This is a genomic window from Blastopirellula marina (assembly GCF_002967715.1).
Classification (GTDB): domain Bacteria; phylum Planctomycetota; class Planctomycetia; order Pirellulales; family Pirellulaceae; genus Bremerella; species Bremerella marina_B.
In genome coordinates, this window is record NZ_PUIA01000030.1 from 41,644 (window position 1) to 61,905 (window position 20,262).

The window sequence follows — 20,262 nt, forward strand, 5'->3', positions numbered from 1 at the left end:
TATATGTCTTACTGTGGGTGGCGGTACTATGCGGTCAGGAACACCAGTACGCACGATCAATGCTCGTGACCGTGCTCGTGTTCGTCGTGGGCATGACAGAACTCATCGTGGCGTGGCCACAACTGAGAACCATCTTCTAGCGATTCCCCTTCGTCCATCATCGGGGCCCTGGAGTCAAGGATCTTCTGCACCAGCGTATTCTTCATCTCGGCCATCTGTTGATGTCGCTGTTGCTCTTCCAGACGGTCAAAGTACTTGATTCCGTCGATCCATGTTTGTTCACAGACGCTGAAATTAGAAAGAGGGGGGCCAGACCAGATCGCCAAGTCTGCATGTTTGCCAGGCTCGATCGAACCGACGTACTTTTCAATCCGAAGCTGAATAGCTGGGTTAATCGTAATGAATTTGAGTGCCTCTTCCGGCGACAGATTGCCATACTTCACTGCCTTGGCGGCCTCTTGATTCATACGTCGCCCCATTTCCCAGTCGTCAGAGTTGAATGAAACCACGACGCCTTGGTTGTGCATGAGTGCTCCGTTGAATGGAATCGCATCCCGCACTTCGACCTTGTAAGCCCACCAATCCGAGAATGTTGATCCGGTCGCACCGTGCTCCTTCATGGCATCGGCAACCTTATACCCCTCGAGGATATGCTGGAGCGAACCAATCGTGATATCGTACTCATCTAATACCCGGATCAGAGCCAGGATCTCGTCTTGCCGATAGCTATGACAATGGACCCAGCGTTTTCCGTTAAGAATCTCGACGATCGCATCGAATTGAAGATCGCGACGTGGCGGTAGACCGTGTTTGTTCTTAGCGTAGTCCTGATGAGCCTTTTGATACTGCTGGGCCTCGCGAAACTCGTCACGGAACACCTGTTCGACACCCATTCGAGTCTGGGGATAACGCGTATTGAAGTCATCTCCCCAGTTGCTCTGCTTTACGTTCTCGCCCAAGGCGAACTTGATACCGGCCGGAGCTTCCCGAAACTTCAGATTTTCGTAGTTGGTTCCCCAACGCATCTTGATGACCTGGTTCTGCCCACCGATCGGGTTAGCCGAACCATGTAGCACATTGGCGGTCGTTAGTCCGCCGGCGAGTTGCCAGTAAATCGTAATGTCGTCCGCGTCGACGAAGTCCGCGATACGAACTTCCGCTGTGATCGCTTGGCCGCTTTCGTTGATCCCGCCATCGGTCGCGATATGCGAATGGCAGTCGATCAGCCCCGGGGTAATATGTTTGCCGGTGGCATCCACGACGACTGCTTCTTTGGGAATGGAGATCTTCTTCCCAATCTTCTCGATCTTGCCATTGTTGATCAGGATCGTGCCCTTGTCGATTTTCCCCAGAGGGCCGCTCGTCCAGATCGTAGCTCCGGTAATTGCTACGAGCGACTCCTGCTTAACAGGTTTCTCTCGCCCATAGGCCCCCAGCGGATATTGCACTGGAAAACTGGCCATGCGGAGCCGTTTCGGCTTGTCTTCATCTTCCTTCTTCGTTTCCCCTGACTTCTCGGTATCCTTACTTTCGGTCTCCTTTGGCTCTTCTTTGTCTTCCGCTTGCATACCAGAAGGAACCATCGTTACGGGTGTGACCGATCCATCAGGCCAACGGAGCGAGCCATATCGTGTTTCGACGTCTTCCTGGTAGACGATCGAGAGCGTAGCAACGCCCTTAATCCCAAAGTTATCAGCAACAAACTGTGCAGTAATCTGACCATCCTCGAACTTGATCGACTTGAGTTCGATTTTGTCCTTAAACTTTGGAGTCGTTTCGGCTGGGCGAATGGTCCCTTTCAGGGTCTTGTCTCCGGACACGTTGATCAGCAGGACCTGATCCGTCTTCTCGGGGGGATCTTGAATCGAGATCTTCCAATCGCTTGCCAGACCATGTGGAAGATCATCATGATGTTCGTACCGGTGGCCATTGACCCACGTTTCCACAACTTCCGCTTTGTCATCAAATAGCGGTTTGGAAGTCACTACCAGGCTCGCCAGTTTCCCCTCGTCGATGGTGCCAAGCTGCTTGTCGATTCCGAAGCGTTTGGCTGGCACAGTGGTCATTGCCGCCAAGGCATCCGCTTCATTCAATCCGCGATGCACGGCAATGCGAAGGTTCTTCAAGAACAGAGAAGGGGACTCGAGCCGGTGCGTTGTCAGCAACACTTCGACCTTGCGATCAAGTAGCCGCGCGATATTCTCCGGTGCATGATCCCAGTGCATGAGGGCTTGTAACGTGGCATCATCCGCTGCTTGGGGCGTCGCCACATTAGGGGCCTTCGCAAAATCAATCGGAACGATAATCGTTCGCTTCGTCTTGGCGATGGCGTCCAGTTGACGATACTCACGTCCGCTTCCGATGGCGATCATGTCGAGGCCAAACTCGCGGGCAAACTCATCGGCCCGCAAAAGGAACTGATCATTGCTCGTCTCGATCATAACAGGCAACCTGCCATCGACGTACGGCTGCATGGCGTCCAGCGTCACGTTCCGCTCTGGAAGCGGAAGCATGGCATCCGCATGAGCAGCTCGATGGGCATCGCGATACCACTGGGCGTCATAGAAAGCCTGACGAGCCAGGGCCACGGCTCCCATCGGAGAGTTCGGATAATTACCTCGGCTTCGTCGTCTCCCTAGTGTCAGCTCCCCGGCCAGGGCAAACTGATCGCGAAGCACCAATTGCGACAGATCATCTTGGCCCAATGCGTAGATAGCCGAACGCCCTTTGACAATTCCATCTTGTGGGGCAATCAGCCGGGCTACAAAACCTTGCTTACGAAGATCACCGGCCGCCAGTTCCTTGCTTGTAAGAACGCTGCGAACGTCGAAGTCCGCTCGGATGTTTTCGTTCCAGTAACTGGTTGGCGGCCGACTGTTGGCTTGGTCGAACGACACTTCTGCGTAACTGTCGATTAAGCCTGGGTAAACGAACTTGCCACCCAGGTCGATGACCTCTGCTTCCACGGGAATATCAACCTTGGCACCAATCGCCACGATTTTCTCGTCACGGATCACAATCGTCACAGGCTCAGGGTCTTTGCCTGGCGATCGTATTACTTGACCACCGGAAAGTGCGTAGACTCGCAGCGGATGGCGATGCAAGCCATCTTCGTGACGTGACGTTGGGGGGAACGTCTGAGCAGCAGCAGTTAGCGAGAGAATAATTGGCAGGAGGATCGCAAGCGGGAACGAACGTTTCATCTAGCAGACTCTAACGAGATAATTCCGGTCAGTTTGCAATAGAAGTGCCCGGTGCCGAGCCTGACACTTCTTCATCTAAGATAGTCCGAAACCACATTCGGCTCGTTATCTTTTTGCGCGATTTTTGACATAATCTTGCAGGATTACAACCACTCTTGAGGATGTTGAGCCTATTCCTTCGATTTATTTCCAGTTCTTGGTCAAATCACGAATCTCGAGGTCAGGATTCTCGTCTCCCCGCGTATCTTCTTTCGCCAGAATGACTAAAGGCGGTCTCTGCGTCTTTACCTGACAGACGTATATCCCAAACGAGTGTCCTGAATCAATTTCCCCGACGCGGCCTTGGCGAAATCCAGTACGGGACACTGAAACCATTTGGTACTTTGGATCATAATCTGGTACCGCTTTGCCTCCTCCTTTTCGTTGCCCCCAATCCCATCATCGGAAAGGTTTGTCGCCAAACCGTTTCTCCAGGTCTTCGGAATGAATCCACCCCGCTATTCACCAAGGCGATCGCCAGTCAGTACGTTGATAGCCATGCTTATCTTGACAGCATTGGTTTTGGTCGAATCTCTTCCCGCTCAGTCACCGGCGGATGTCATTCCCAAGCATTCATTTTCGCAGACCATTCGACCGTTCCTTAAAACATATTGCTACGACTGCCACGGTTCTGAAACCCAAGAAGCCGACCTGCGACTCGATACGCTTGACGACGACTTCAGCAAATCGACCTCAGCCGGCACTTGGATTGAGGTGATGGACAAGATGAACCTGGGAGAGATGCCCCCAGACGGTTCACCAGTGCCCACGACGAACGATCTTTCCAGCGTCACTCATTGGATTGCGGCAGAGTTGCGTCAGGCCGAACGAAGTAGTCTCGGGAAAGAAGGACGGGTGATACTCCGCAGAATGAATCGCGCCGAATACACCAATACTGTGCGTGATCTTCTCCACCTCAAGTTTCTACCAGGCGAAAGCCCTGAAAACGTGCTTCCGCCTGACGGTACGGCCGAAGGATTCGACAAAGTGTCGGTTGCACTGATGCTTGATCCGTCTCTGTTAGACAAGTATTTCGAAGTCGCTCAGCGGATCGCGGACAAAGCAATCGTCGATGGTCCACCTCCATTCGCAACCGAGAAGATGCGATTAGAGATGGAAGATATCGCCGACAATCGAGCCATTGACTACTTGTGTGCCACGCCTGGTATTGAGTGTGAAGAAAAAGCAATAGTCTTGATGCAGGGCTCGACGCGTTCGTTCGGGGTAATGAAGTATCCCGGCACCCGCAACGAGATCCCCGTCAACGGCATGTACCGTATCCGCGTCCGTGCCTGGGGACAACGCGGCACGGATGGCGATCCAGTCATCATGCGCGTACGTCAAGGGCATCCCAGCGCCGACCAACAACTGCTGCTGGAAACCGAAGTCACCGACGAGCCGAAGATTTACGAGGTCATCATCCCCCGCGATCCCAAGTGTGGCGAGTATAACGTCTCGATTGTGAACCAGACCGGCTTTCAACTTACCAGCCGTGTTGGGAATGAGATTCGTCGCCAACAAGAGAAAGCGGGAACAGCCAAAGATTACGAGAAGGTGATGCGTCTTCAATCGCGGCAGCAACTGGAGAACTTGACCTGGGGCAAGCCCAACCCCGAGGCCGCCAACACCAGCAAGTTACGCAAGCTTGTCGTCGACTGGATCGAATGCGAAGGCCCTTTGTACGATCAGTGGCCCCCCAAGAGCCACGAATCACTCTTCTATCGTGGAGAGGATGCCACCGAGGATGAAGCCTATCTGCGGGACATCTTCACTCAATTCCTTCCGCAAGCATTCCGACGCCCCGTCACCGAAGATGAAATTAAAAAGGTTGTCACACTTTGCCTTTCGGAACTTGCTGCCGGCGAGTCGTATCAAGATGCTGTTCGCACTGGGTTGATTTCGATCCTGTGTTCTCCGAAGTTCCTGTACATTGTCGAACCATCTTCCTCGGATCATCGACGCGAGTTGAATGACTGGGAGCTTGCCTCTCGTTTAAGTTACTTCCTTTGGTCTAGCATGCCGGATGATGAACTATTTCGACTTGCTGAGAGTGGGCAGCTGAGCCAGCCTGAGGTCCTTTCAGCCCAGGTCGATCGCATGTTGGCTGATGACAAGAGCCAAGGTTTCGTGCAGGGATTTGGAGCCCAATGGCTAAAAACGGATGAGTTCCGCAATTTCATGCCCGATGCCAATTTGTACAAGGAGTACGACGAGTCACTCGGCGAAGCCATGGTTGGTGAGGTGATCGCGTTCTTTAACGAGGTCCTCCGGCAAGACGAGTCCGCACTGTTATTCTTCGATGCGGACTGGACCATGCTCAATGAACGACTCGCGAAGTTCTACGGCATCGATGGTATCAATGGTGACCATTTCCAGCGGGTTACACTGCCGAAAGATTCTCCTCGCGGCGGACTACTGGGCATGGCAGGTGTCGCCATGCGTGGTTCTGATGGCAACCGGACTAAGCCCGTCAATCGAGGTGTTTATGTCCGAGAGGTTCTCTTTAACGACCCTCCGAACCCACCACCTCCCAATGCCGGAGAAGTCGAACCGAACATCCAAGGCGAGAAACTGACGGTACGCCAGCGATTAATTCAACACCAACAGATTCCTTCGTGTGCGACATGTCATCGAACGATTGATTGCTATGGAATGGCCCTGGAAAACTTTAATGCCATTGGTGCGTGGCGAACGCATCAGGACGGAGAGGACTTCCGCGGTCGTAACACGCCACCGATTGACGCCTCTGGCATGCTTCCCAACGGACAGACATTCGAGAGTTTCGCTGAATTCAAGTCGCTACTACTCAATCAGAAAGACCGCTTTGCACATGGTTTGGCGGAAAAAATGCTGACCTACGCACTAGGTCGGCCCATCGAACCGACTGACCGCGTATTGATCGATCAACTTGCTCATCAGATGCAGTCAAACGATTATAAAATCACCTCCCTAATACATGGGGTGGTCGCCAGCCACGCATTTCATACCAAATAGTTCGCGCACTTTTATAGGATGGAATCCTCATGCCCAACTCCAAGACTCCTTGGATGTCGCGCCGTACTTTCCTGCGTGGAAGCGGGGTGGTCATGGCTCTTCCTTACCTCGAAGCGATGATGCCTTCGAGCGTTCTATCTGCACCCACACCGCAAGCGCCACCTCGGATAGGCATGTTCTACCTGGGCACAGGCATGAACATGCGGCAGTTCTGGCCTACACAGGAAGGACTCGACTACCAGGCCTCTCGCATTTTAAAGCCGCTTGATAAGCACCGTGGCCAGTTCACGGCGATCAATGGTACTTTCCTGAAAGCAGGGGGCGGTCACGACGGTGCTTATCCATTTAGTACTTCGATTGCCAAAGGGGAACGCCAGCGGCAAAGCCCCGATCAGGACGCCGCTCTCGCGATCGGCACTGATACGCGCTTCTCCTCGCTGCAGTTGTCTGTAGATCGAGGAACGAACTACGGAAGTCAGGCTCTCGCGACGATCTCATGGAACGAGCAAGGCGTACCCCTTGCTGCCGAGAACGATCCCAAGGTGCTCTTCGACCGACTTTTTCGACCGGACACTCAAGAGCAGAAAGCTGAGGAAAAGAACGAGTTCCGCCGCCGGCAATCGATTCTTGACCTGGTTCGTGATGACGCGAAGCAGTTGGCTGGCCGCCTGGGGCAGACGGATCGTGACCAGTTGGAACAATATTACACATCCGTCCGAGAACTCGAAAAGTCGTTAGCTCGCCGAGTTGAGTGGGCCGACACGCCGAAGCCTCCTGTCGAAACAGATGACCTGCATGGAACGTACGAAAAGAAAATGGCTGGCCCCGAAGGGAACGGCGATTATCTTTACGACGACTACGCCAAGTTAATGTATGACTTGATTGCTCTAGCATTTCAAACAGACTCAACACGTGTTGTTTCCTACGTCGTCCGCAAGGAATTAGCCGGAGGCGTTTATCCCGAGTTCAACGTGTCCAAAGGTTATCACGCTCTCTCGCATCATGGGAACGATCCGCAAAGCCTGGAGGAGCTAGCTCGAGTCGATGCCATCTACATGACCCACTGGGCCTATTTCCTGGATCGATTGAAGTCGATCCGAGAAGCAGATGGAACGCTGCTGGACCGAACAATTCTCGGCTTATCGAGCGGGATGGGCTTCGAGCATAGCAAGAACAATCTCCCAACGATCATCAGCGGTGGCAACGCACTGGGCGTCAAGCATTGTGGACACTTGAAGCTGGAATCCGAAATCCCACTGGCATCTGTCTGGCAGACGATGCTCGACCGAGTAGGCGTCGACACCGGGAATCAATTTCAGGACAGCACTGGCCTTGTTCAAGCGTTGGTAAGTTAGATGACACGTCGAGCGTTACTCCTTGCACTGACTCTTCTGCAACTTTCCCTTTGGCAGCACCAGATGCGAGCTGAGGAGAACAAGTTACAGCGCAATTCTCTTGGCATGTCCATGATTCATGTTTCACAAGGTGAGTTCGAGATGGGTATGCTCGACGAGCACCGCTTGAAACTCGAGCACAAAGCGAGCGCCTACCAGCGTGAAATTCATGACTACGTAGAGAAGCCAGCGTTCCCGGTTCGGCTATCGCACGACTATTGGATCGGACAAACTGAGGTAACCGTTTCACAGTTTCGTACCTTTGTCGAAGCCACTGGCTACCAAACCGACGCCGAGAAAGCTGGCAAGGCCTGGGTGTTTCAGCCCAACGAAAAAGAACCTCTCGATCGATTTTCGCTTATAGAAGGGGCCAACTGGAAGAGCCCTGGATTCGAGCAAACCGACAATCATCCGGCAACTTGCATCAGTTGGCACGACGCCCAGGCATTCTGTCAATGGCTTAGCAAGCAGGAGGGAATTGCCTACCGATTGCCGACCGAAGCGGAGTGGGAATTCGCTTGTCGCGCTGGCACACGCACTTCATATTTTTGTGGTGAAGAGCCTGACAGTGTATACGCCGTGGGTAACGTGGCCGATGCGACCTTGTATGCACTTCACCCGGAAGACGTTCTTCGCCAGCGGACTGTGCGTCTAGAGCCAGGCGACGGGGATGGTTTCGCTTTCACCTCTCCAGCCAAGTCGTTTCAGGCTAATTCCTGGGGCATCTACGACACCCATGGCAACGTGTGGGAATGGTGCCAAGACAAGTATTCCGATCGCTACTATGACGACATGCTCTCCGAAGCTCGCAAGAAGGGCTCGCGGACTCAACCTGAGCCAATCGTCGATCCGCAAGGTCCCGATAATACGCCAAAGCATCAACATGGCGATTGGCGTTCGCTACGCGGAGGATCTTGGTACGTGGCACCTCTGCAATGCCGATCATCGGTACGGGCGTTTGCTGAAGCCCATGATGCGTTTAGCTACATTGGTTTCCGCATCGTTCGCCAGGAAGAATAGCCTTTCCCCGAAACCAACTATAACTATGCTCGGAAGGAACTTTCAGTCACAACTATTTCTTCCGCTCAGGGCAAAGGTAACTAATGGGGGCGTCAACTTCGCTACCTGTTATAGTGGTATCTCACTCAAAGATCTCATCTGGTACAACGAAAAGCACAACAACGCAAATAGGGAAAGCAACCGCCACAAGCTAGCGCGGCATGGAGGTTTCTGTTGGTGATCCTATGCATAAACGATGGCGAAGCCTCTGGCTGTCCATACACCGGTGGCTAGGCATAGTCGCGGGGCTCATGTTTGTTCTCATGGGTCTCACCGGCAGCTTTCTTGTTTTCCATCATGCAATTGATGCGTGGCTCAATCCGGATTTGCTTCATAGTAGCGACGCAACTTCGTCTCGACCCCTAGAGGAGATTTTGACCGTTGCCAGAGAGATTGGCCTAAAGGATGGCAAGGTATTGCGATATGCCGACGCCCCGCACGAGGCAGGCGGTGTCTGGAACATTTGGTTTCTAGGGAAAGATAAGGGGGCCGCGTTCCATCATGTATATATCGATCCCGCTACGGCAGATGTGACCGGACAACGTGTCCGGGGGAAGTATTTGGCCACATGGATCTTTAAGCTGCATATCGAACTATTTGCCGGACGCCGTGGTGCAATCCTGGTGGGTATTTCCGGAATCCTGTTGATGGTCTCACTGACATCCGGCGTCTATCTTTGGTGGCCGCTATGGAAGCATAGTTGGCGGTCTGCGTTTGCGGTTCGGCGTGGTTCGCGACTTGTGTTCGACTTGCATAAAGTGCTGGGACTCGTCAGTGTTCCGCTGCTCATGATGATTGCCTTTTCCGGCGTTTATATGGTCTTTCCCGCCTGGTTCGAGCCCCTTGGAAAGTTGTTGAATACCCAAGCCGACTCCCAACCACCGGCCCTCGTTTCCCGCCCCGCTCGTGACTCTGCTCGGATTAGTTCCGATCAAGCCATTGCGATTGGCCTGAGTCAGCTACCTGGATCCAAATTGCACCGAGTCTATTTTCCCACGAGTGAAGACGGCGTTTACGCAATTCGACTGCGTCAGCCAGAGGATATTCGACGCACCACCGGCAGCAGTCGTGTTTGGATTGAGCAATACAGTGGAGAGGTGTTGGCCGTTCGCGATTGGAATGAGCAGTCAGCGATCGATACATTCTTTGCCTGGCAATTGCCATTGCACAACGGTGAAGCGTTTGGGCTCGCAGGACAATGCGTCGTATTCGCAGCAGGGTTTTTACCAGCCTTTTTGTACGGCACAGGCCTATGGTTGTGGTGGCGGAAAGGACGAGCCAAGCGTCGCCAGAGAAAGGAACTGCTTATCGCGGCACAAAACGACGAAGCCTGAAAAAAATGAACCGCACTGCTCTAGGTTTTGCTGTCTCCCGGCGTTTACCCTCCTATGCAACTAGCTCAACTATCTGGCATCCTGTTTATCCCTACGTGTCCTTCCAGGAATGCCCTATATCCTAATGGGCCGACGAACAGAGGCTTGTCCCAGAAACCATTCGAACGGAGCCCACGCTCTTTCGTAAGTACGGCTAGCTGAGGCTGGCCAGCATGGCCTTGGCGGCCTTTGACAATTCGCGGCCCGAAGTTGGCTGGAAGTAGGGGCGGTTGAGGATCTTAGGGCCGACGATTGCGGCATAGTCAAGTTGTTCGTATGCGCTGGGGTCGGTCACGTAACCTGTTTCGTCGTCTGTGTAACCTACGACAAGCGTATGCTCGAATGGTGATGTCTTGCGAATCTCGATCCCGTAGTAGCTATAAAGTTCGGTCGGCTGGAACAGCATGCCGATCGGACCAAGCGATATGGCCGACATCGGTGCGGCCAGCCCCTGGGGCTCAGCAGGCCAGTCTTTGGCCGCTGCGTACCAATCGGCAGCGAAGGGAGGGTCGACCCACGTTCCTCCACTGCAGGTCTCGGGATGGGTGCGGTACGCTTCGACGTCTCGGGCAACCCGCTGGTGGTCGTACGGTAAAAGAAACTTGCCAGCGGTCGGTCGGATCTCTTGCACTGGAACCGAAACAGAGGAACTCAACGCATCTTTTATTGCTGAATAAACGGCATTCGCTGACTGATCAGGAGTGCCAATCCAACGCTTGCCGTCGCCTGGGTTCACGTCGCCGGCATGGCCCTGCCAGAAGCCTGGTTCGACTCCTTCCGAATCCTTTACCATATTCACGACCATTCCCACCCAGTCGGGGCCTGAAAGGGTGTCGGTGAAACAAACCGGGTGCGAAGAAAAGTGGTACCAGATGATATCTGGCTTTCCTGCTACTCGCTGAAAACGAAGCGTTTGCAATAGTGTGTCTACCCATCGCTCAGCGTCTGTCGAGTTCTGATCGAACTCCAGGTCGGTTCGATGGTTGGGCGTTGTGCGATTGAAGTTCGCCCCTTTGGCTTGTGCCTTTCCAAGAAAGAGTTCCGCCGGCGCGAGATCGGCGTAGGCCAATTTGATCGATTGCACGACGGCATCAATCGTCTGGACCATGTAGGCTTCCGGGATCTTTCCCCATTGACGCAAGTGGATAAATGACGGAGTCGAATGCGTGTGCGTCGCGGTAATGTGCACGTTTTGAGCAGGAATACCGAGTTCGCCTTGCACACGCGACTGTACCTTTTGGGTGAAGTCGGAAGAAACTGCCAATACGTCGAGCGAGACGAGGGCGACTTCGACATCGCCACAACGCAGCGCAATAGCACGGGAAGCAGTTGGCTGACGAACGCCGGTGGCGACACGCGGATTATCAGGCGGTCGATGGAAGCCCCCCAGTTCAACGCCATTAGGAACCGAGGTGTCGACGATCCCTTGCCCGGCCTGCAACCGCGGGGACGTGGAAGAGGCGAACAGCGGAGCGGTGCTACCTGCGAGACCGATCGCTGCGCTGCTGCGTATTGTCTCCTTCAGGAACGAGCGGCGGTGAATTGAACGATTCATGAGCATTCCAGGCAGGGAAGGGGGAAGCGATTGGCAGGCAGTTAGGCACTGCTGCAATTGTGGCGAAAACTTGATGCCATTTAAAGAATTCTATGGGCTGGCATCAATCAATTTTGCTGAAACGTGAATTGTTGAGCATCGGCCTTTGGGGGGTAGGCGATGAATACGGCCATTGTTGAATTTATCGATGGACAATCCAGCGGAGTCCCTTTTTAATTGGGAATAGTAATGCTGAATCGAGCGTCGAGGTACACGAGAATTCACCAACCTCACTCCAAGCGTCGTCGTGCAGAAGCGACTACCATGTCGCCGCATGCAGACACGACGTTTCCCGCCAACACTTTTCCTCGAAAGTCAGTCCGCTATGCTGCGATATCCATTGCTCGCATCGTTCTTTCTGTTCTTGGCCTGCTGCCAGGCCAACGCTAACGACGCCAATCGGTTGACTTACCTAGACCAGTTCTGCGATCCCTATTACGTCGGGCGTGACTTTCCGAAGCTGACAACACCCCAGTGGATCGGTGATGACAAGGTGGAAGGGGTTGTCGTTCTTGCGATTGATGACCTCCGCGATACAGCAAAGTACGAAGCGTATCTACGCCCGATCTTTGAGCGTCTGAAGAAGATCAACGGCTCCGCTAGCGTCAGCATCATGACGAATTCGGTCGACGTGAATAATCCGATCCTGCAAACCTGGCTAGCCGAAGGAGTAGGGCTCGATGCTCATACGGCAACGCATCCTTGCCCATGTCTTCAAGGAGGAGACTTTGAAGCGGGAAAGCGTTCCTATGAAGATTGCGTCGACATGCTATTTTCCATTCCGAATAGTCGCCCAGTCGCGTTTCGGTTTCCCTGCATGGACTCGAAAAATACTCCCAGCCCACGCATGATCGCCGAGGTTCTGGCCAGCACAACCGAAAAGGGGAATTTCCTACAAATCGACTCATCTGTCGTCATTGCCCACACGGCGGATGATCCGGAGCTCCCGCGAGATTTGGTTATCGATGCCGACGGCCAAGGACGCTTTACCAAATACATTCCTTTTCCCTCGTTTGTCAACAAAGTCGAAAACTACCCTTATCCCTACGTCATCGGTCGTAAGATTTGGGAGTTTCCGTGTACGATTCCCGACGATTGGCAAGGGTTCAATCTACAGCAACCCGGAAATCCTAAAACGGTGGAAGATTGGAAAGCGTCTATGGACGCCGCCGTTTTAAAGCAAGGAACAGCCTCTTTCGTCTTTCATCCGCATGGCTGGATTCGAACCGAGCAAATGATCGAGATCATCAACCATGCCGTGAACCGTCATGGCGATCGGGTCGCGTTCTTGCAATTCTCGCAGTGCCTGGATCGAGTAAATCAACATCTCTTAAAAGGACAACCTCTCCGAGATGCGAACGGAGAAGATAACGGCGTCCGGTTGCTCGATTTGAACGCAGACGGATACATGGACGTGGTGATTGGTAACGATCAGTTGCAGGTGACGCGGATCTGGCGACCGGCAGAACGCGCCTGGTTGGAAGCCGCCTTCCCAGTAAAGTTGGTAACGACCAGCGAAGGTGGCAAGCAGCGAAAAGAGCGGGTTCGGTTTGGAATCCAGTATGGAGAGGTCATCGCCGTGGCAGCGGATGAATCAATCCGATCGGCGTGGCGTTTCAAAGATAACGCTTGGACGGAAGATCGAGACCTTTTGCGTGGTTTGGAACTTGATGGAAAGCCGGTACAACTAGCCACCGCCGGGATTGATCAAGGCGTACGATTTCGCGATCTCAACAACGATGGGGACTGCGAGCTGATTGTGGGATCGGAAACAAAGCAGGGCATCTTTCAATGGAATCGACGAAAGCAGGCTTGGGATCTGCTGCCATTTGAGTTACCCGATGACACGGAAATCACCTTCAGCCATGGGCTCGATGCGGGACTGAGATTTGTGGATGTCGATGAAGATGGCTTCGATGACGTCGTTTTCTCCGACGAAGTGCGTTACTCGCTGAGTCTGTTCAAGTCGATGAAAGAGGGATGGTCGCGACAGGTCTCGTCAGGCCTTCGTGGCGATGACGGGGCCATTCCCATGATTTCACGTCTGGGGACGAATAACGGTGCCTGGTTTGCCGACAATTCAATTTGGATTCAAAACGAAGACACGTCGCGTTTACCCGACGGTGTCGATCGGATGTCCTTCGTCGAGATGCTCCGTCCCATTGATACACAGCCCAAGACCGCAGATGCGTCCCACAAGACAATTCGCACGCAGCCAGGGTTTCGCATTGACCAGGTCGCGGCCGAACCGCTGGTGATGGATCCGGTTTCGTTCGACTGGGGCCCCGACGGAAAGTTTTGGGTCGTGGAAATGGCCGACTACCCCCTTGGCGTCGATGGCAAGCCGGGTGGTCGTGTCCGATACCTGCATGATGTCGACAGAGACGGAACGTATGACAAATCGGTCCTGTTTTTGGAAGATTTGAATTTCCCGAACGGAGTGATGGCTTGGGGAAAGGGGGTCCTTGTCTCGGCTGCCCCTGAAATCTTCTATGCCGAGGATACAGACGGAGATGGTAAGGCGGACAAACGCGAGACGCTTTATGTTGGTTTCAAAGAAGGCAACCAACAGCACCGCGTCAACGGGTTCTGGCGGGGCCTCGACAATTGGATCTACATTGCCAATGGCGATAGTGGGGGAACCGTCCGTGCGGTAAAAACGGGAAAGACCTTAGATATAAATGGTCGCGACCTCCGAATAAGACCTGATACCGGCGAGATGGAGGCCGTTACCGGCCAAAGCCAATATGGCCGCGCAAGCGATGACTGGGGAAATTGGTTCGGGTGTAACAACTCGCAGGCCGTCTATCACTATGTGACTGACGATCATTACTATCTCCGCAATCCAAGTGTCCCTATGCAAAGGCCGATTCAGCGTATCGCCTCGGTTGATAATACTCCGATCTTCCCACGCAGTCGGATTCTCAGTCATTGGTCAGGGTACAAACCGCCTGCCCCCGGAGAACCAAGTCGGTTTACTTCCGCCAATGGCATCTGCATCTATCGCGACGAACGACTCGGTCCAGGCTTCGAGATCAGCGCTTTCGTCAGCGAGCCGGTTCATAACCTGATTCATCGGCATCAATTGACTCCGCAAGAAGTCACTTTCTCGGGACATCGTGCTCCAGGAGAGGATCGAAGTGAATTCGTCGCCTCATCCGACTCTTGGTTTCGCCCTGCGGCGATTCGCACTGGCCCCAACGGCGGAATCTGGTTTGCGGATATGTATCGGCTAGTTCTCGAGCATCCCCAGTGGATTGATGACGAAGAAGAAAAGCGAATCGATTTGCGTGCAGGTCACGACAAAGGGCGAATCTATCGCATCTTGCCCGTTACCGAGGAGCCATCAGCGGTCCCTTATTTTGACTCGCTGACCAATCTAGAATTAACCGAACAGTTGGCAAGTTCGAATGGATGGCGGCGTGATATGGCGCAGCATCTGCTGATCGAACGCAGCGCCAGCGATGTCGTACCGGCGTTGGCCAAATTGACCCAAACGTCTGAAAACCCACTGGGGCGGCTTCATGCACTTTGCGCGTTAGATGGTTTGAACGCGCTCACGAGCGATGTCCTCGCTGCGGCATTCTCCGATCCTCATGCCGGGGTGCGACGTCATGCCATTCGCCTGGCCGAGACAACGCTTGACGCCGATGCTGCACTTCAAGGGGCGCTGTCGGCACGGCTTGACGACCCAGATCCGATGGTCGCTCTCCAATTGGCCTATTCGTTAGGCCAGTGGCACAGTTCGGACTCAGGACGACTACTCGCCAAGCTAGCAGTAATGCATCGCGATGAACCGCACATCGTCTCCGCGGCGCTCACTTCACTGAATGCCGAGAATATACTCTCCGCTTACTCTGAAATGATCTCTTCCGATGTAACGGCTGGTCCAGACTCACCGATTTTGTACGAGATGATGCGGATCGGCGCTGGCTTCAAGCAGCCGAAGATTGTGGAATCCATGGCCGCGGCCCTCTTGCAGGAAGACGGTTCGTCATTATCTACGTGGAAAAGGAAAGCGATTGCTCAGCTAATGGGTGCCGCGAGAAAGAACGGAGCAGCCTGGCAAGATTCGCTTAGCGCCGATAATCGCGGCAAATTGACTGCGGAGATCGGTGCGGCACGAAATCGTTTAGACGACTTGGAATCGACTGACGATGACATTCGAATGGATATCAATCTGGTCCTGCAAGCAGGTGGCAATTCGGCCGAAGACATTCTGTTGATCGCATCACTGCTCGAGCCACAAACTCGATCAGGCTTGCAAATTGCCGCGATCCAGGAGTTGGCGAAGGTCGAATCCGATTTGGCTGCTCAAGAGTTGTTTAGCGGTTGGCCAGGCTACACACCGGCGGTTCGCAAGGAACTGCTAGAGACGGTCTTAACCCGTACCTCATGGAGCCTGAAATTGCTGCGGGAGATCGAGCACCAGCGAATCAGTCCAGCCGATCTAGGCTCCGATGCAAGGAAACGACTTCTGGAACATCCCAACAAGGAGATCGCAACGCTCGCCAGGGCGCAACTGGCGCAAAGTTCGACCGCGTCAAGAGCCGAGGTGATGCAGCGTTATGAATCGGCCTGGCAACGTAACACAGGGGACGTCCAAAAAGGACGCGTTCTATTCGTGACCCATTGCAGTGTTTGCCATCGCCTGGAAGGAAAAGGCTTTAACGTGGGGCCAGATTTAACAGGCCTGACGAACAAATCCCCGGAAGCGTTGGCCGTGGCGATTCTCGATCCGAACCGTGCCGTAGAGGACAAGTTTATCGAGTACGCGACGGTAACTGACGATGGCCGCACGTTCAGCGGGATACTCGCCTCGGAAAGCGGCACAAGCGTCACGCTGCGCGGCCAAGGGGGTAAGGAGCAAACCGTTTTGCGTGAGGAAATCGAGCACCTACGCAGTACCAGTCGCTCTCTCATGCCGGAAGGATTCGAACAGGTCTTGGATCCGCAAGCACTGTCCGACTTGATCCGATACATTGCAGAGGCCAAGGCGGAATAGTGCTTACATCATACTCCTTGTACGAATGCGATCCGCTAAACCTCCGCAGGCTTGGATAGCGGCGGCAAATAGTCATATGGACATTGCGGCAACCACAGAAAAACGTACGTCAAAGCGATAGGCTATCGTGGTGCAGCCCTCCTGGAACGTTGGCACCCCAAAGAAAGCATGGGGAATTCTGCCCAAAACATCTCTTCAAGAGTGGGGGACGCGATGTTAATATAGCACTGGTGAAAGCCCTGGAACGGTTTCAGGGTCAACATCATTTAACCCGACTGGAAAATTCCGGTTTGGTTGTAGAAGTCTCACCGGCCGAACACCGTCCGCAACGCGCTAGCGTATCTTTCTGCGAGACGGGCCCACCTGACGCCACCTTAATCCGGCCTCATTCTTACAGGTGATGCGATGTTGTCCACTCGCACCATACCGCCCCATACTCGGTTCCAGATTCTTGCACTGCTTACGGCGGCAATGTCGCTGGTTGGTTTTACGCAGGCGAGGTCTGCATTAGCGGACAAAGCCGCTCGACTTTCGTTCAACAGAGATGTCCGTCCAATCTTGTCCACCGCCTGTTTTCATTGTCACGGACCGGACGAAAAACAGCGTGCCGCGGACCTTCGTTTGGATAACGAAGAAGGGATTGAATACGCCTTTCGCACTGGTGATCTGGAAAAGAGTGAAGGCTGGCGGCGGATTCTCTCGGACGATGCCGATGTAGTCATGCCGCCACCCGACTCGCATCTTGAGGTTACATCTGAACAACGCGACATCCTCAGGCAATGGATTCAGCAAGGTGCCGAGTTCCAAGGACATTGGTCATTCATTCCGCCGGTAAAGCCAGGCGTGCCTCAGGTCAACAGCGATGCACGGATTCGCGGCGCGATAGACACCTTCATTCAGCGGCGACTCGAGAAGGACGGACTCACACTTGCGAAAGAAGCCGACAAAGAGCGATTGCTGCGACGCGTCACCTTCGACCTAACTGGCCTTCCTCCTACCATTGCAGAAATAGACGCCTTCCTCGCCGACAACTCCCCAGAGGCTTATGAAAGAGTAGTCGACCGCCTGCTCGCATCTCCGCGGTATGGCGAGCGCATGACGGTTTCCTGGATGGATCTGGCCCGGTACGGTGACACGAGCGTGTTTCACGCGGACGGTCCACGGACGATGTGGCCGTGGCGGGACTGGGTCATCAATGCTTACAACAACAACAAACCTTTCGACGAGTTTACCCGCGAGCAGTTGGCCGGCGACCTGATTCCTGACGCAACCGTGGAGCAGAAAATCGCCACAGCCTTTCTACGGAACAACGCCTCGACTGACGAGGGAGGCGTGATCGCAGAAGAAGCCCGTGTGGAGTACGCGGTGGACCGCGTACGGACAACCGCCCAAGTCTGGCTCGGGCTGACCGTTGAGTGTGCTCAGTGCCACGATCACAAGTACGATCCGATCTCACAACGAGACTATTATGCCTTTTACGATTTCTTCAATCAGTCTGCTGATCCCGGAATGCAAACGCGAAATGGCAATCAATCGCCAGTAATCGACGTTCCGAATTATCGTGGTTTGGCTGAAGCAGCAACGCTGAAAAATGAACTTGTGGGCGTCACAAAACAACTTGAAGCCCACCAAACCTCGTCGCAAGAAGCCTTTTCAAAGTGGCTCACGAAGATGGAGGCCGCCATTGAAAACGGTGAGACCTACGTGATCGATGACGCGCTGCTTTATTGCACCTTCGAAGAGGCTGATACGCAACAGATCGCCAATTCCGCCGACAACAGCCTGGCAGGGACCAGCAACGGCTCTGTTCAGCACGCCGAAGGTAAGCACGGCTCCTCCCTCCAACTCGACGGCAAGAGTTTCGTCGAGTTCGGCGACCTGGCCGCATTCGACAACACGCAGAGCTTTAGCTACGGAGCGTGGATTCGCCCGGGCGGCAACATAAGCGGAGCGGTGTTGGCACGGATGAACGACGGCAATAGCCACCGCGGGTATGACCTATGGTTGCAAAACGGGCACGTCGGGATGCATTTGATTCACAGCTGGCCCGATAACGCGATCAAGGTGGTCACCAAGACGCCTCTGAAAAAGGATGAGTGGCAACACGTCTTCATCACGTACGATGGCTCCCAAAAATCCGGGGGAGTGAAGGTGTTCGTTAACGGACAATTACAGGAGGTAAACGTTGAGCAAGACAGCTTGTCCGCCACGACCGCAGCCAATACTTCTCTCAATATCGGTCGCCGCAGTAGTGGCTCGAACTTCGTAGGCCAAATCGATAATGTGCGTATGTACGCCAGGCAATTGACCGAGGACGAGGTCGCGGCACTTGCCGATGGCAAACTGCATCTCTCGCTGATCGCCAAGCCCGCCAACGAACGAACCGAAGTCGATCTTGCTGCTCTGCGCAACGTATACTTTACTTCATACGATGAGATGGCCCAGAAGATCACTAAAGAACAGAACCGCCTCAAGAAGGCCATTGCAGTGGCGGAAAAGCCCGTCGGCAACGTCATGATCATGCAGAATCTGCCTAAGCCGCGGCAAACGTATCTGCTGACGCGGGGGAACTACGCCTCTCCGGACAAAGAGAAACCGATAACCTCCGACGTGCTCAGCATCCTGGGCAACATACCGGAAGGTGCTCCCAACAATCGGCTCGGACTCGCCCAGTGGCTGACTCAGCCAGATCACCCGCTTACCGCGCGGGTCACCGTGAATCGCTACTGGTACATGCTGTTTGGTCGCGGATTGGTCAAATCGCTTGAAGACTTCGGCTCCCAAGGTGAATGGCCCAGCCACCCGGAATTGCTCGATTGGCTGGCCGTCGATTTTGTCGATAGCGGGTGGAACGTGAAACGGATGATCAAGCAAATGGTCATGTCGCAAACCTATCGGCAGTCGACCAAGGTGACGCATGAAGTAATGGAAATCGACCCAGAGAATGCGCTGCTCTCTCGCGGCCCACGCTTTAGACTGGCGGGCGAGTTTATTCGCGACAACGCCCTCGCGGCATCGGGCCTGCTTGTCGATACGATCGGTGGCCCCGGAGTCAAACCGTATCAGCCTCCGGGGTTGTGGAACGAAGTTAGTCTCAACGGCAACGTTCGGTTCGAGCAGGACCACGGCGAGAACCTTTATCGTCGTAGCATGTACATCTACTGGAAACGCTCCGCCCCGGCACCGAGCATGATTATCTTCGATACTCCCAGCCGCGAACTATGCACCATCCGGCGGTCCCGTACCAACACGCCTTTGCAAGCGTTGGTGACGCTCAACGATCCGCAATTTGTCGAAGCAGCTCGGGCGTTGGCCCAGAGATTGCTTCTCGACCCAGACGCGCAGGAGCTCGACGATCGCCTCACGAAGGCATATCGATTGGCAGCAGGCGTTCGACCGAAGCCAAGCACGCTCGAAATTCTGGCAGCGGCCTATCGCGATGAGCTTAAGTATTATGAGTCCGCCCCCGAACAGGCTGCAGCTCTGCTGAAGATTGGTGAATCTAAGCGTGACGAGTCGATCCCTCAGGCCGAACACGCCGCTCTGACCATCGTGATGAGCATGATTTTAAATCTCGATGAAACCCTCACGAGAGGATAAC

The 20,262-nt window shown here is 54.1% G+C and carries 8 protein-coding genes; 6 read left to right on the plus strand and 2 right to left on the minus strand.

Going from position 1 to position 20,262, the window contains the following annotated elements; all coding sequences use genetic code 11:
* Positions 1-56: 56 nt before the first annotated feature.
* A complete protein-coding gene (locus C5Y96_RS09485) occupies positions 57-3,203 on the minus strand; it encodes an amidohydrolase family protein (protein ID WP_105352453.1) in 3,147 nt (1,048 codons plus the stop codon).
* A gap of 537 nt (positions 3,204-3,740) precedes the next feature.
* On the opposite strand from C5Y96_RS09485, the gene C5Y96_RS09490 reads away from it, so the two are divergent.
* From C5Y96_RS09490 to C5Y96_RS09505, 4 genes are all read left to right on the plus strand, one after another.
* Positions 3,741-6,236: a DUF1592 domain-containing protein gene (locus C5Y96_RS09490; RefSeq protein WP_233198897.1), complete on the plus strand. Its 2,496-nt coding sequence runs from the start codon at positions 3,741-3,743 to the stop codon at positions 6,234-6,236.
* A gap of 29 nt (positions 6,237-6,265) precedes the next feature.
* Positions 6,266-7,591, plus strand: a complete 1,326-nt coding sequence (locus tag C5Y96_RS09495; protein WP_105352457.1) for a DUF1552 domain-containing protein — start codon at positions 6,266-6,268, stop codon at positions 7,589-7,591.
* A gap of 111 nt (positions 7,592-7,702) precedes the next feature.
* Positions 7,703-8,650, plus strand: coding sequence for a formylglycine-generating enzyme family protein (locus tag C5Y96_RS09500; protein WP_158261158.1), 948 nt, complete (start codon positions 7,703-7,705; stop codon positions 8,648-8,650).
* A gap of 224 nt (positions 8,651-8,874) precedes the next feature.
* A complete protein-coding gene (locus tag C5Y96_RS09505; RefSeq protein WP_105352581.1) occupies positions 8,875-10,023 on the plus strand; it encodes a PepSY-associated TM helix domain-containing protein in 1,149 nt (382 codons plus the stop codon).
* Positions 10,024-10,216: 193 nt separating this feature from the next.
* Here the strand turns inward: C5Y96_RS09505 and C5Y96_RS09510 are convergent, their stop codons facing one another.
* The gene (locus tag C5Y96_RS09510; protein ID WP_158261159.1) at positions 10,217-11,617 is read right to left on the minus strand and encodes a neutral/alkaline non-lysosomal ceramidase N-terminal domain-containing protein; all 1,401 of its coding nucleotides are present in this window, start codon (positions 11,615-11,617) and stop codon (positions 10,217-10,219) included.
* 364 nt (positions 11,618-11,981) lie between these two features.
* Between C5Y96_RS09510 and C5Y96_RS09515 the strand changes: the two genes are divergently transcribed.
* Both C5Y96_RS09515 and C5Y96_RS09520 read left to right on the plus strand, forming a co-directional pair.
* Positions 11,982-16,661: a PVC-type heme-binding CxxCH protein gene (locus C5Y96_RS09515; protein ID WP_158261160.1), complete on the plus strand. Its 4,680-nt coding sequence runs from the start codon at positions 11,982-11,984 to the stop codon at positions 16,659-16,661.
* A 405-nt stretch (positions 16,662-17,066) separates the two neighbouring features.
* Positions 17,067-20,261, plus strand: a complete 3,195-nt coding sequence (locus C5Y96_RS09520; RefSeq protein ID WP_105352466.1) for a DUF1553 domain-containing protein — start codon at positions 17,067-17,069, stop codon at positions 20,259-20,261.
* The last annotated feature ends 1 nt before the right edge of the window (position 20,262 follow it).